The organism is Bowmanella yangjiangensis (assembly GCF_018531185.1).
GTDB lineage: Bacteria > Pseudomonadota > Gammaproteobacteria > Enterobacterales > Alteromonadaceae > Bowmanella > Bowmanella yangjiangensis.
In genome coordinates this window covers 346273-358069 of record NZ_JAHDJU010000003.1, presented here as the reverse complement: position 1 = coordinate 358069, position 11797 = coordinate 346273, and the positions used below count along the sequence as shown (strand labels likewise).

General features: G+C 48.4%; 12 protein-coding genes. 7 read left to right on the top strand and 5 right to left on the bottom strand.

The window, feature by feature from the left end:
* Positions 1-4 precede the first annotated feature (4 nt).
* Positions 5-460 carry a hypothetical protein gene (locus KJY73_RS17215; protein WP_214344948.1) on the top strand — a complete coding sequence of 152 codons (456 nt, stop codon included), beginning with the start codon at positions 5-7 and terminating at the stop codon, positions 458-460.
* Positions 461-562: 102 nt separating this feature from the next.
* On the opposite strand, the gene KJY73_RS17210 is transcribed toward KJY73_RS17215, so the two are convergent.
* Positions 563-829 (bottom strand): hypothetical protein, encoded by a 267-nt coding sequence (locus KJY73_RS17210; protein ID WP_206595962.1) that lies wholly within the window; start codon positions 827-829, stop codon positions 563-565.
* Between the two features lie 204 nt (positions 830-1033).
* Between KJY73_RS17210 and KJY73_RS17205 the strand changes: the two genes are divergently transcribed.
* Genes KJY73_RS17205 through rlmM form a run of 4 tightly spaced genes read left to right on the top strand, consistent with a single transcriptional unit; the run spans position 1034 to position 3981 of the window.
* A complete protein-coding gene (locus KJY73_RS17205) occupies positions 1034-1942 on the top strand; it encodes a transcriptional regulator GcvA (RefSeq protein WP_206595961.1) in 909 nt (302 codons plus the stop codon).
* On the top strand, positions 1929-2543 hold the full coding sequence (locus KJY73_RS17200; protein ID WP_214345312.1) for an alpha/beta family hydrolase: 615 nt from the start codon (positions 1929-1931) through the stop codon (positions 2541-2543). Before KJY73_RS17205 ends, KJY73_RS17200 begins: the two co-directional genes overlap by 14 nt.
* Positions 2540-2914 (top strand): DUF423 domain-containing protein, encoded by a 375-nt coding sequence (locus KJY73_RS17195; RefSeq protein ID WP_214344947.1) that lies wholly within the window; start codon positions 2540-2542, stop codon positions 2912-2914. The genes KJY73_RS17200 and KJY73_RS17195 overlap by 4 nt, the downstream gene beginning before the upstream one ends.
* A complete protein-coding gene (gene rlmM, locus KJY73_RS17190; protein ID WP_214344946.1) occupies positions 2914-3981 on the top strand; it encodes a 23S rRNA (cytidine(2498)-2'-O)-methyltransferase RlmM in 1068 nt (355 codons plus the stop codon). The genes KJY73_RS17195 and rlmM overlap by 1 nt, the downstream gene beginning before the upstream one ends.
* 5 nt (positions 3982-3986) lie before the next feature.
* Here rlmM and KJY73_RS17185 read toward each other — a convergent pair whose 3' ends face one another.
* From KJY73_RS17185 to KJY73_RS17170, 4 genes are all read right to left on the bottom strand, one after another.
* Positions 3987-5987: a transglutaminase TgpA family protein gene (locus KJY73_RS17185; protein ID WP_214344945.1), complete on the bottom strand. Its 2001-nt coding sequence runs from the start codon at positions 5985-5987 to the stop codon at positions 3987-3989.
* 1 nt (position 5988) lies between these two features.
* Positions 5989-6927, bottom strand: coding sequence for a DUF58 domain-containing protein (locus KJY73_RS17180; protein ID WP_214344944.1), 939 nt, complete (start codon positions 6925-6927; stop codon positions 5989-5991).
* A 26-nt stretch (positions 6928-6953) separates the two neighbouring features.
* On the bottom strand, positions 6954-7871 hold the full coding sequence (locus KJY73_RS17175; RefSeq protein WP_214344943.1) for an AAA family ATPase: 918 nt from the start codon (positions 7869-7871) through the stop codon (positions 6954-6956).
* A gap of 219 nt (positions 7872-8090) precedes the next feature.
* On the bottom strand, positions 8091-8483 hold the full coding sequence (locus KJY73_RS17170) for an H-NS family histone-like protein (RefSeq protein ID WP_214344942.1): 393 nt from the start codon (positions 8481-8483) through the stop codon (positions 8091-8093).
* A 640-nt stretch (positions 8484-9123) separates the two neighbouring features.
* On the opposite strand from KJY73_RS17170, the gene KJY73_RS17165 reads away from it, so the two are divergent.
* The gene (locus KJY73_RS17165; protein ID WP_214344941.1) at positions 9124-11052 is read left to right on the top strand and encodes an ATP-dependent DNA helicase; all 1929 of its coding nucleotides are present in this window, start codon (positions 9124-9126) and stop codon (positions 11050-11052) included.
* The gene (gene tsaB / locus KJY73_RS17160) at positions 11049-11732 is read left to right on the top strand and encodes a tRNA (adenosine(37)-N6)-threonylcarbamoyltransferase complex dimerization subunit type 1 TsaB (protein WP_214344940.1); all 684 of its coding nucleotides are present in this window, start codon (positions 11049-11051) and stop codon (positions 11730-11732) included. The genes KJY73_RS17165 and tsaB overlap by 4 nt, the downstream gene beginning before the upstream one ends.
* Positions 11733-11797 lie beyond the last annotated feature (65 nt).

The following is an 11797-nucleotide window of genomic DNA, read 5'->3' as shown; positions in this document are numbered from 1 at the left end:
TAAAATGGATTTTATTGACGAGCAGCATGCCTATCAGTCTTTTATGCAACTCTGTGACCATGAGTGTTATCAGGATAGGGTTAGCGCATTTATTCGTGACCTTGCTGAGGAGACGCTGATCGTGGCCTTCAGCGCTGGGGCCTCTGCCTGCTGGCGGGCGCTGGCCGAATATCAGGGTAAACAGATTAGTCATTTTATTGGTTTTTATCCGGGACAGATTCGCCATGCTTTGCATCTTACGCCAAAGGTAGACACCACCTTAGTCTTTCCATGTCATGAAGCGCATTTTACTCTGGAGCAGGTTATGCAGTCTTTAGCCGGACGGGATCGTATTCAGCTCATGCAGATGGAGTGGATGCATGGTTTTATGAATCCATGTTCAATGGGGTATGCACCGGCTGGAGAGAAGGCTGGATTGGAACTGATTGAGCGCAGATTGAGTTTATCAAGCGGGAAGTGAGAGACGGCGCAAGAAGACGGGGTAATGCACCCCGTCATCAGGGCGTAATTGTTAACACAGGGCAAAGGCTGCCTTATGTTTGGTGGAATTGCAGGGTAAGAACTAATCTGCCTTATTCAACAATTCCTGTTGCGAAGTTGCTTTAACGATAAGCTCCGCGTTGTTATCCTCGTTTGTCAGTGACAGTACACTTTTGACTTCTTCGATAACAGGTTTGGCCAGAGGTAATTCGAGACTGGCAACGGCAGCTTGAACTTGGGCCAGTGTTTGTTGTGCCAGAAATTCTTTGTCGAGTAATACGTTGGCACTAGCGCTTTGGCTACCTAGCAATACTAGGCCGAGGCTAAGAAATTTGATAGAGTTTTTCATCTGCAATACCTTAAGTAAAAATAATGTTAAAATTACGCTTTAATGAGGTTTTTGTTACAGAAATGTTTTTTTGAACACCTGTAACTTGTTACGTATAAAGTGATTTTTTATTTCACGGTTAAAATATAACCTAAGTGTTGCAAGCGTTAAATTGACATTAATTTAGGTAAATAGATTAGAAAAACTAATGAAAGAGTCATATTGATGTCACGCCGTCTACCCCCTTTAAATTCCCTCAAGGCGTTTGAGGCTGCCGCGCGGCACCTGAGCTTTACGCGTGCGGCTGATGAGTTATTTGTTACTCAAGCCGCGGTCAGCCACCAAATTAAGGCCCTGGAGGAATTCCTCGGGATTAAATTGTTTCTGCGTAAGAACCGCTCGTTACTGCTGACTGAAGAAGGCCAGGGCTATTACCTGGATATCAAGGATATCTTCAGCTCTTTGCAAGATGCCACGCAGCGCTTGCTGGCACGCGGGGCAAAAGGCGCCATCACTGTTGCTCTACCACCGAGTTTTGCTATTCAGTGGCTGGTGCCACGTATTCATAAATTCAGTGCTCAGTACCCGGATATTGATGTACGTATCAAGGCCGTGGACTTTGATGAAGGCCACCTGACCGACGATGTGGATGTGGCTATTTATTATGGCCGCGGTAAATGGCCTGGCCTGCAGGCGGATAAGCTGCATACCGAGTATCTGACGCCGATTTGTTCTCCCTTGCTTTTCCAGTCGGATAAGCCGCTGGATACCCTGGATGACCTGCGTTATCACCAGCTTTTGCATGATGCCTCTCGAGAGCCTTGGAAAAATTGGATCCGAGAGTTCAATGTATTGGGAGTCAATGTTAACCAGGGGCCCATTTTCAGCCACTCGATGTTGGTGTTGCAGGCAGCGGCACTGGGTCAAGGGATAGCGCTGGGGCATTCGGTTCTTGCTCGCCCTGAGATCCAGGCAGGGCGATTGATTTGTCCTTTTCCCGAAAAATTGATTACCAAAAATGCTTACTATGTGGTGTGCCACGAATCGCAGGCCGAGCTAGGTAAAATTGCGACCTTTCGCGACTGGGTGTTAACACAAGTTAAAGAAGAACAAGAACTTGATGATTTTAGTTGATAAGGCCGAGCAGCCCATTGCCAGTTTGCTGCTTGCGCATGGTGCCGGTGCCGGCATGCACAGTGATTTTATGCAGCAGATAGCGCAGGGGCTTAGCCACAAGGGTGTTGATGTCTATCGTTTCAATTTCCCTTACATGCAAAAAGCTGAGCAGGAAGGTAAAAGGCGCCCGCCTAATCCCATGCCAGTATTACAAAGTGCTTTGTTAGAGGTGTTGGACAGTGTGCCGACTAACTTGCCGCGTTTTATTGGCGGTAAATCCATGGGCGGCAGGGTGGCATCCATGATGGTCAACGAGCTGCCTGTCTGTGGCTGTGTGTGTCTGGGGTATCCCTTTCATCCTCCTGGGAAACCCGAAAAACTTCGCATAGCGCATCTTCAGGACGAGGGTAAGCCTGTGCTTATTATACAAGGCCAGCGTGACACCTTTGGTCAGGAAACGGAAGTTACTGATTATCAGCTTAACCCCAGGGTAACCATAGCCTTTCTACGCGATGGCGATCATAGTTTCAAACCGCGTAAGGCATCAGGTGTGAGCCTGAACGACAATATGCAAATTGCCTGTCAGCACATGGCAGCGTTTATCGGAGCACATTTATGAAGTGGATCCTGGCACTCGGGGCGTTTTACGGCATGACAGGCGTAATGCTCGGCGCTTTTGCCGCGCATGGTCTGAAAGGTCGGTTGTCAGAACCTTTGCTCAGTGCCTTTCAAACTGCTGTGCAGTATCAGTTATGGCATGCATTGGCGCTGGTACTTTTGTTCGTACTTTATCGCCAGCAACCACTGTCCTTGATTAAATGGTCGGCGCTGAGTATCAGTGTCGGTGTACTGCTGTTCAGCGGTAGTTTGTATTTGTTGGCTGTTACAGGCATAAAGTGGTTTGGTCCGGTTACTCCCATTGGTGGTGTGGCCTTTATTCTTGGTTGGTTACTGCTGCTTGTTGCCGCATTGAAGGGGGAGTCAGCCTGATGGCGGGACTATTAGCCTATTGCCGGGCCGGTTTTGAAGGTGATCTTGCTAATGAATTGCAGGAAAAAGCCGCACAACTGGAAGTGTTTGGTTTTGCTCGTACCAAAGCAAACAGTGCCTTTGTTTTGTTTGATTGTTACCAACAAGATGATGCCGAACGTTTAGCTCGCCAGCTACCGCTTAGTCAGGTTATTTTTTCCCGCCAGCAGTTTGCCTGTCTGGCTGTATTGGAAGCGCTTGACCCAACAGACAGGATCAGTCCCATTTTGGCAGCCTGTGAAGAATTTCCACTATGCGGTGACTTGCGGGTTGAATATCCAGATACCACCGAAGGACGAGAGCTGTCTAAGTTTTGCCGTAAGTTTTCGGTGCCGCTTCGTCAGGCTTTACGTAAAGCTGGTAAGCTGACCCAAAAGGAAAACCCCAAAAAGCCGGTGCTATTTGCCTTTTTTACCAGTAGCCAACAGCTGTTCCTTGGCTTTGCTGAGCCTGCTTCTGTGAGCCCCCATGCGCTTGGCATTATGCGTCTGAAGACGCCGGTCGATGCGCCAAGCCGTTCAAGTTTGAAATTGGATGAAGCCATTCAAACCTTCCTGACGCCAACAGAGCAGGAGAGCCGTTTTCAACCCGGCATGCACGGCGTCGATCTCGGTGCTTGTCCTGGTGGCTGGACCTATCAGCTGGTGCGCCGTGGACTCTTTGTACAATCGGTGGACAATGGTGCTATGGCACCGAGCTTGATGGAAACCGGACAAGTTCGTCATTACGCAGAGGATGGGTTTAAATTCAGACCTAAGAAAAAGAATGTCCATTGGTTGGTCTGCGATATGGTGGAGCAGCCCGTCAGGGTGGCTAGATTGATGGCCGACTGGGTTACTGAAGGCTGGTGTAAGGAAGCCATTTTTAATCTGAAACTACCCATGAAAAGGCGGTTTGAGACAGTACAGCAAGCCTTGCAGGCGATTGAGGAAGCAATGGGCAGCCGTGCCTATCGGATTCAAGCCAAGCATTTGTATCATGATCGAGAAGAGATCACCCTGCATTTGCGCCTGAAAAGCCAAGGCTAAATACCCTAGCGCAGGCTGCGCTTGAGTTTGGTCAGTAAATCACGCATCTGGCGAAGTTGCTGTTTGTGTTGCTGAGGTGGCAGCGGTCGAAAGCATAAATTGGTATAGCAGCGCGTCAGGGCAGTGAAATGCTGAGCGCTTAATGGCGGCACCTGTTCCTCCACCTGTGCACAGAAATCTGCCGGTCCCTGGCTTTTAGTGCGCTTTATGCCGCTGTGGGCAAGCAGTGCCAGTGCTTTTTGATAGTACCAGTTTGGTAGGTCGCGCTTTACCAATAACCAGCGTTTTATATGATAAAGCGCCAGCAACATGGCAATAGTTGCCAGGGCCCCCAGGCCAAATAAGGCGAGTTTGGCCGGGCTCAGATCACCCAGCAGGGCTTTAAGTAAATCCTGCTGGTTTTTGCGGTCGAAACCCAGGATCCAGCGACTCCACAGATAATCCATGTCGTCCAGCCACCCTCGCAATGCCTGAAAAAAGGCCATGCCGCGCAGTCCAGAGAGGGGCATATCAGCAAGAAAGCTCTGCTCGTGGGCAACCGCTTGCTCGAGACCATATTGAATGCGCATTGGGGCTACCCAGGCCGTGGGATCCAAGCGCTGCCAGCCATCTTCCGACAACCACTCCACCCAAGCATGGGCGTCGTACTGATAAACACTCATATATTGGTCGGTACGCATTTCACCGCCAAGGTAGCCGGTTACCAGGCGAGCGGGGATCCCATTCAGTCTGAGCAAGTAGGCGACAGTGCTGGCATAGTGACTGCAAAAACCAGCCTGTTGCTCAAACAAAAAGGTGTCTATGGGGTCAACTGGCATCGGCTGAGGTTTCAGTGTGTAACTGAAACCCTGCTGGCGCATATGCGAGGCGATGGCACGGATGTACGCTTGGGGAGTTGGATTGGCCTGCCAAAGTTCAGTGGCCCAGGCTTGGGTTCGCGGATTTCCGCCTTCTGGGAGTTGCAGGTTTAAACGCCCATCTACTTGTGGCAGCGCAGGCGGCAGTTGATTGTCATAATAAGATGTTACCCTATAGGCTAAAGCCGATTGCAGCGGAATCCTGCTTTGCAAGGTGTAATCATGGTTTTGCCAAAGGTGCTGATCCTGGCTGACCGCTGTATCTAACGCAAAAAGCCAGCTCTGTTGAGTCGGCTCGGCAATCACCTGATATTCGTAGTTGGCACCACTCACCTGCGGAGTAAAAGGCAAACCAGAACGCCAGAATCTGTCGGTAATGCGTTGCCGGTATGGATGCACCTGCCAACTGCGGCCATCAAATTCTTCCATTACCAATGCTCGCCAGTAACGCTTATTAGCTGGGGGTACATCCTGCTCGAAGGTTACTCTGAAGGCTAAGTCAGCGGAGCGGGCCAGTTCAGCAATATCTCCCGGTGTAACCTTATCTGACAAACCCGTATGGGCACCCTTTGCCGTGGGCATTTGCCACAGAGGGCCAAGTTTAGGTAGAACCAGTAGCATCAAAATGGCAATGGGCAGGGCCTGAAGACAAAGCGTCGCCACCCGTTTGGACAATATCAGCCAGGAAGCGGATGGATTGATGTGAAATGCCAGACTCATTAGCAAAAGCAGACATAGAACGGCGTAGAACAGGCTAAATGCAATGTTCTGATTAAATACCAACGCAGCACCTAGCAGGAAAAACTGTACGCCAATTAGTTGAAAGTAATCTCTGCGCGTGGCCAGTAACATGAGCTTAAGACTGCTTGCCATCACTAACAGGTTGAGCATGCCAAGCAATAACCCCAGCTCCCAGCCAAAGTAGGCCAGAACAATAGCGCATAGGACCGCCATTAGATTGAGGGTACGTACAGATAACTGATGCTTCTGCCAGTTCATATATAAACTAAAACGCATCACTGCTGCGCAGGTTACCAAGAGCAGTACCCACAGTTGCAAAGGTGCATAGAGACTTATGCTCAGAGTTAATAGCACAAAGGTCAGTAGCAGGTGAGCGCGGTTTTCTGAGGATGGATTTAACCTTAACATGTCAGACTGCCCGGAACATCGCGAGTGCGGTCAGGCAGGCTTGCAAGTGGGCCTGGCCTTTCCCCGGCGGTATTTCTTTGCCGGGCAATTGGAGACCGAATACCCAACCTTTCGCATCCAGCTCTAAGCAGCTAAAGCATAGTCGGGACAAGTTTTCTTCGAGATCTTTTCCTGCCGTTGCTAATACTAGCCAGCCGCTTTGTTGAACTTGTGCAGCAAACTTTTTGCTAAGTAAACCCTGGCCTTTGGCCGCTTGTTTCCAGGCCACGTGATAGAGGGGCTGACCCTGTTGATACTCAGTTAAAGAATCAAAATCATCTTGACCTAATCCCTGGCTAGATTGCAGGGCAGCATGCTCGCCTTGAGTCTCGCTGTGCTTGGTAGTAAGAGGCCATGGCTTGGCTAAAGGTGTAGGATAAACAACAACCTGAGCGTTAAAGGCAAGATGTGTCCAACAGCGGAACAAACCCAAGGGGTAGTAGCTACTCAGGGTTAGCCTTGGAGGTGAAAACACTCCTCTTTTGTACGGTGTAATACTTAAGGTGACAGGGTTGGTTAGGTTGTCCAGCTCAACAGCGTTTTCGGCCTTGTTGCCATACCAGGCAAAGTGGATTTTGCCTGCCTTTGACTGCTCCTGAGTGTCTAACCATACAGGGAAGAGTATAGGCGTATCTACATAGCTGTTATTGAGTTTCCCCAGTTGCAGAATCAGTCCTGAAAAATTCAGATAACTGGCAAACAAACTGACTAGCATCAGGGCGAGTAGGAAAAATCCTAATAGCAGGATCAGGTTGTTCTGATAGTTGGTGCCAAGCACGAACAAGGCCAGGCAGAGACTAAGGTAGAGAAAGCCAAATCGGGAAGGGAAGATAAAAATGTTGCTGCGGTTGAGGAAAATTTGTTGAGCCGGCGGAATCCGTCTGCTCAGCCATTTATTCATCCTGCGCTGTATGTAGCCAGCTATCATTATGCCGCCATCGTATCAACGCATTCCAAGAGCTTTCGGCTCAGGCTGGCATGGGCTAATCCATCAGCTTGGGATGAGCGTAATCTGTGTTCAGCCACGGCAGGTAATACCGCCTGGATATCCTCGGGGATAAGATAGTCCCTGTTATCTGTTACTGCCCAGGCTCTTGCTGCTAATAGCAGGGCTTTGCTGGCTCTGGGTGATAAAGCGTTGGCGAAAAGTTCAGACTCTCGACTGAAGGTGACGAGACGAAGGATGTACTCCAAAATGGCATCTGATGCATGCACGTCTTGGATTTGTTTTTGCAGGGATACTCTAAGCGCGCTGTCAATCATGGCTGGCAGGCTTTCACCTCGATCATTGTAAGCTTGCTGCAACATGGCCTTCTCGGCCTGCCAATTGGGGTAACCTAGCTGGATACGCATCAAAAATCTGTCCAGTTGCGATTCGGGCAGGGGATAGGTGCCAGCTTGATGCAGGGGATTCTGCGTACCTATAACAAAAAATGGTGATGGCAGAGCATGCGTTTGTCCGTCCAAGCTCACCTGGCGCTCTTCCATGGCTTCAAGCAATGCACTTTGAGTTTTGGGGCTGGCGCGATTTATCTCATCGGCCAGCACCACCTGGCTGAATATAGGGCCGGGATGAAAATGAAATTGCTGCTGCTGAGTATCGTAGATGTTGACTCCCAACATATCGGCTGGCAGTAAATCAGAAGTGAACTGGATACGAGAGAAATCCAGACCAAACACTTGAGCTAAGGCATGAGATAAAGTGGTTTTGCCCATGCCAGGCAGATCTTCTATTAATAAATGGCCACCGGCCAGCATACAACTCAGGGCAAGGCGTATTTCCTGCTGTTTGCCAATAATTAGTTGTCCGATCTGATTAATGGCTTGCTGAATTTGTGGCTGCATGCCCGTGCTTCCTTTTTGTTACTGGTTACCCACAAGGTGTGACAGTGATGTATCTCAACTTTGCTCATTCTCATTATAGGCAAAGCATCCAATGTCTGACTTATGAAGCGATGAGAGCAGAATGCCACAGAAAGTATAGAGATGGATTATCCGTGGAAATAATCAGGTATAAATAAAAAAGGCCGGAATACCGGCCTTTATTTTATGCTGCTGAGCAGATTAAACGGAATGTTTGTCCAGTTTACCTTGCTCTTTTAATTCGGCAAATACTTTGGGAATACGGCCAATGCCCGTCCAGGTATGCTCTGTACCGGACTTATCAGTGAAACGGTATTTAACTGGACGCTTTTGACCTGAGCGCTTGCTGGTGCTGGCTTCCGCACCTGCCAGATCTTCCAGACCTAAACCAGCTTCCTGCATTTGCTTCAAAATAGCGTCTTTCAGAGCCTGTTTCTTTTCCTGCTCACGCTCTTTCTCGGCTTCCTGTTCTTTCTTGTTTTCAATAACAGCGGCCAATTTTTCAGCAACCTGTTCCAGTTCGGCAAGAGATAATTCTCTTACTGCTGCTTGCAATCTACGGGCGTGCGTTAAAATATTGATGAAGTCGCTCATTCGTCCACCTTGTATAAATTCTGAGTCACAATGGTTGATAGGGTAGGCATACAAAAATAATGCTTAGTTAATATATTTGCAATACTAAATTAAATTATCAGGCCAAGTTTAGGCACGAATAAGACAATTTTTGTAGAACACTTTGAAAGTGATTACTTGGATATATTAAGTCGGCAATTTGAATTTAGCTTAACTTATTAAAAGTGCCAAAATATTGACGCTCAAATTTTACTTAATTATTCCGTGGCGGGTTTGTCAATCCCACACAGGCGCTAGGGAATATTACAAATTTTAACACTTTATTCATAATTGAATAAGGCGGCAAAGTTGGGACGCAATTATGACCACAAGGTAATTGTGGGCGATGAACAGCCTTGCAATGGTTATTTTAGGTTAATCGTGGATTTCTACCGTTGGGCTAATTCCTGTTTCGCAAAGTCCGAGTTTTATCATGACCAAATCCCACTCTAGAAAGCTCTAGCCAAAAATCAAACAGGTAGAACACATTTCAATGGTTAATCGACCCTTGCTTTTTCGAGTTTGAATCATAGGCCATGAGGCAAATGAATGCAGTTAGGCTCTATAAAGCACTGTATCCCTGGTGGCTTTTTGGCATAATTGCGCGCCTAGAGGAGACCGCATGCCGACAATCAAGCAAGTATTTGCCAAAGATGGTGCCCTATCCACTGTCATCAACGGCTTCATTCCGCGAGCAGCGCAAACCAGTATGGCTGAAGCTGTGCAGCAAGCTATTAAAGATAAACAGCAACTCGTGGTGGAAGCCGGCACAGGAACGGGAAAAACCTTTGCCTATTTGGCTCCGGCCTTGTTAAGCAATAAAAAGGTGATTGTTTCTACAGGTACAAAAAACTTGCAGGAACAACTGTTTCACCGGGATTTACCTTTGTTGAAAAGGGCGTTAGCCACTAATAAGCAAACAGTATTGCTGAAAGGGCGGGCGAATTATTTGTGTCTGCACCGATTGTCGCAACATTCTGCCGGCAGTGCAGTTACAGATAAGAGCTTGCTGCACGAGTTTAGTGTCGTCAGGCAGTGGGCCAGCAGCACTAAGTCAGGAGATGTAGGCGAATTAAAAGAACTGGCAGAAGATGCCAGGGTGCTGCCTTTTGTCACATCTACTCAAGATAATTGTCTGGGTAAGGATTGTCCTGACTATGAAGACTGTTATCTGGTTAAAGCCAGGCGACAAGCGCTGGATGCCGATCTGGTGGTGGTAAATCACCATTTGTTCTTTGCAGATATGGCGCTAAAAGATACAGGTTTTGGTGAGCTTATTCCTGAAGCCGATGTCATTTTGTTTGATGAAGCACATCAGATCCCCGATATTGCCACAGAATACTTTGGTGAAGCTTTGTCCAGCCGTCAGTTACAGGAACTGGGTATGGACATGGAGTTGGTTTACCGAACAAAGCTCAAAGATGCGCAGCAGCTGAGTAAAGTTGCTGAAAAGCTGAAGTATGTGACTTCGGATCTACGCCTGCTCTTCCCAGAAACCCCGGAGAAGGGTAACTGGCGTCAGGCATTGGAAGTTGAAGCGGTTACGCAGCAAGTTGATAAGCTGCGTGAAATTCTGGATGTGGTTTATGAGGTAGTAAAACTGCATTTGGGGCGCGATAAAGATCTGGATGCAATTTATGAGCGTTGCGCGCAGGCGCGCGGTGAACTGGAACGTCTCACCGATATTGACAAAAAAGGGGTGACCTTATGGTACGAAACTACCCCAAAACATATTATTTTGCATTTAACCCCACTCTCTATTGCCCGAAAGTTTGCCGACTATATGGCCGAGCCTAAACGCACTTGGGTGTTTACTTCGGCCACCCTGATGGTAGGGGACGGGTTTGAGCACTTTACCCGGCAATTGGGGCTGGGGAACGCCAAAACACTGGCGTTGGATAGTCCTTTTGATTATGCCAATCAGGCCATGCTCTGCGTACCCAGATACTTGCCCGAACCCAGTGCTTTTGCCATGCGTGAAACTCTGGTGAAAGTAGCTAGGCAACTAATAAAGGCCAGTGATGGACGCTGTTTCTTGCTATTTACCAGTCATGCAATGTTGAGAGAAGTTGCTCAGGCCCTTGAGGGAAGCATAGACAATCCAATATTAGTGCAAGGTACAACCAGCAAACGCGCCTTATTGGATAGTTATCTTGAAGCCAAAAATGCGGTGCTATTGGGTACTGGCGCATTTTGGGAGGGGGTTGATGTTCGTGGTGATGCCTTAACCTGTGTCATGATTGATAAATTGCCCTTTGCTGCCCCTGATGACCCTCTGCTCGAAGCTAGAATTGAAGATTGTCGTAAGCACGGCGGCAATCCGTTTGGGCAATTGCAGATTCCTCAGGCGGTTATTGCATTGAAACAAGGCGCCGGGCGTCTTATAAGAGACTACGCCGATCGCGGTGTGTTAGTGATATGCGACAATCGCCTGGTTACCCGAGACTATGGCAAGATCTTCCTGGCCAGTTTGCCCGCTATGCGCCGCACCAGAACTTTGCAGGATGCGTTGGCCTTTTTAACCGAAATACAAGAGAACCTGGTTGCATGAATATATTGGTTATTGATACTGCCACTGAGGCGTGTTCGGCGGCCCTTAGCTATCAAGGGCAAACCTTGTCGCGCTTTGAGGTCTGCCCTCAGCAACATAGTCAACGTTTGTTGCCTATGGTTGATGAACTGTTGGCCGACGCTGGCATTGGCCTGGCACAGTTAGATGCCCTGGCCTTTGGTCGTGGGCCGGGCAGTTTTACCGGGGTGCGCATTGCTACGGGCATGATTCAGGGATTGGCCATGGGCGCTGACTTAGCTGTTGTTCCAATCTCTACCTTGGCCACTATGGCTCAACAAGCATTGGACATATATGGACATGACAGGGTCATTGCGGCCATTGATGCCAGAATGGATGAAGTGTACGTCGGCCGTTATAAAAGTAATCAGGGCATTATGCAGCTTGTAGACACAGAACAAGTGATTGCACCTGAACTGGCACTGGCTGGAGCAGAATTATCTGGGTGGTATGGCGTGGGAACGGGTTGGCAGGCATATCCGCAACTTGATCCCAATAAAGATATCCGCCCTCTAACGGATATTCTGTACCCAGCTGCCGAGTACATGCTGCCGTTGGCTCAACAAGCCATGAGGTTGGGGCAAGCATTAGCTGTTGAGCAAGTGGAACCTGTCTATCTGCGCGACAAAGTCACTTGGAAAAAATTACCAGGTAGAGAATAGTGTGCTCCACGGTACGATTCTTGCGTATTGATATACTGGATATCAGCGAAGCTGTTCACTAATCT

Excerpts from the sequence above, each read along its gene's own strand:
- KJY73_RS17215 (WP_214344948.1), top strand. The coding sequence starts at position 5 with ATGGATTTTATTGACGAGCAGCATGCCTATCAGTCTTTTATGCAACTC.
- KJY73_RS17210 (WP_206595962.1), bottom strand. The coding sequence starts at position 829 with ATGAAAAACTCTATCAAATTTCTTAGCCTCGGCCTAGTATTGCTAGGT.
- KJY73_RS17205 (WP_206595961.1), top strand. The coding sequence starts at position 1,034 with ATGTCACGCCGTCTACCCCCTTTAAATTCCCTCAAGGCGTTTGAGGCT.
- KJY73_RS17200 (WP_214345312.1), top strand. The coding sequence starts at position 1,929 with ATGATTTTAGTTGATAAGGCCGAGCAGCCCATTGCCAGTTTGCTGCTT.
- KJY73_RS17195 (WP_214344947.1), top strand. The coding sequence starts at position 2,540 with ATGAAGTGGATCCTGGCACTCGGGGCGTTTTACGGCATGACAGGCGTA.
- rlmM (WP_214344946.1), top strand. The coding sequence starts at position 2,914 with ATGGCGGGACTATTAGCCTATTGCCGGGCCGGTTTTGAAGGTGATCTT.
- KJY73_RS17185 (WP_214344945.1), bottom strand. The coding sequence starts at position 5,987 with ATGTTAAGGTTAAATCCATCCTCAGAAAACCGCGCTCACCTGCTACTG.
- KJY73_RS17180 (WP_214344944.1), bottom strand. The coding sequence starts at position 6,927 with ATGAATAAATGGCTGAGCAGACGGATTCCGCCGGCTCAACAAATTTTC.
- KJY73_RS17175 (WP_214344943.1), bottom strand. The coding sequence starts at position 7,871 with ATGCAGCCACAAATTCAGCAAGCCATTAATCAGATCGGACAACTAATT.
- KJY73_RS17170 (WP_214344942.1), bottom strand. The coding sequence starts at position 8,483 with ATGAGCGACTTCATCAATATTTTAACGCACGCCCGTAGATTGCAAGCA.
- KJY73_RS17165 (WP_214344941.1), top strand. The coding sequence starts at position 9,124 with ATGCCGACAATCAAGCAAGTATTTGCCAAAGATGGTGCCCTATCCACT.
- tsaB (WP_214344940.1), top strand. The coding sequence starts at position 11,049 with ATGAATATATTGGTTATTGATACTGCCACTGAGGCGTGTTCGGCGGCC.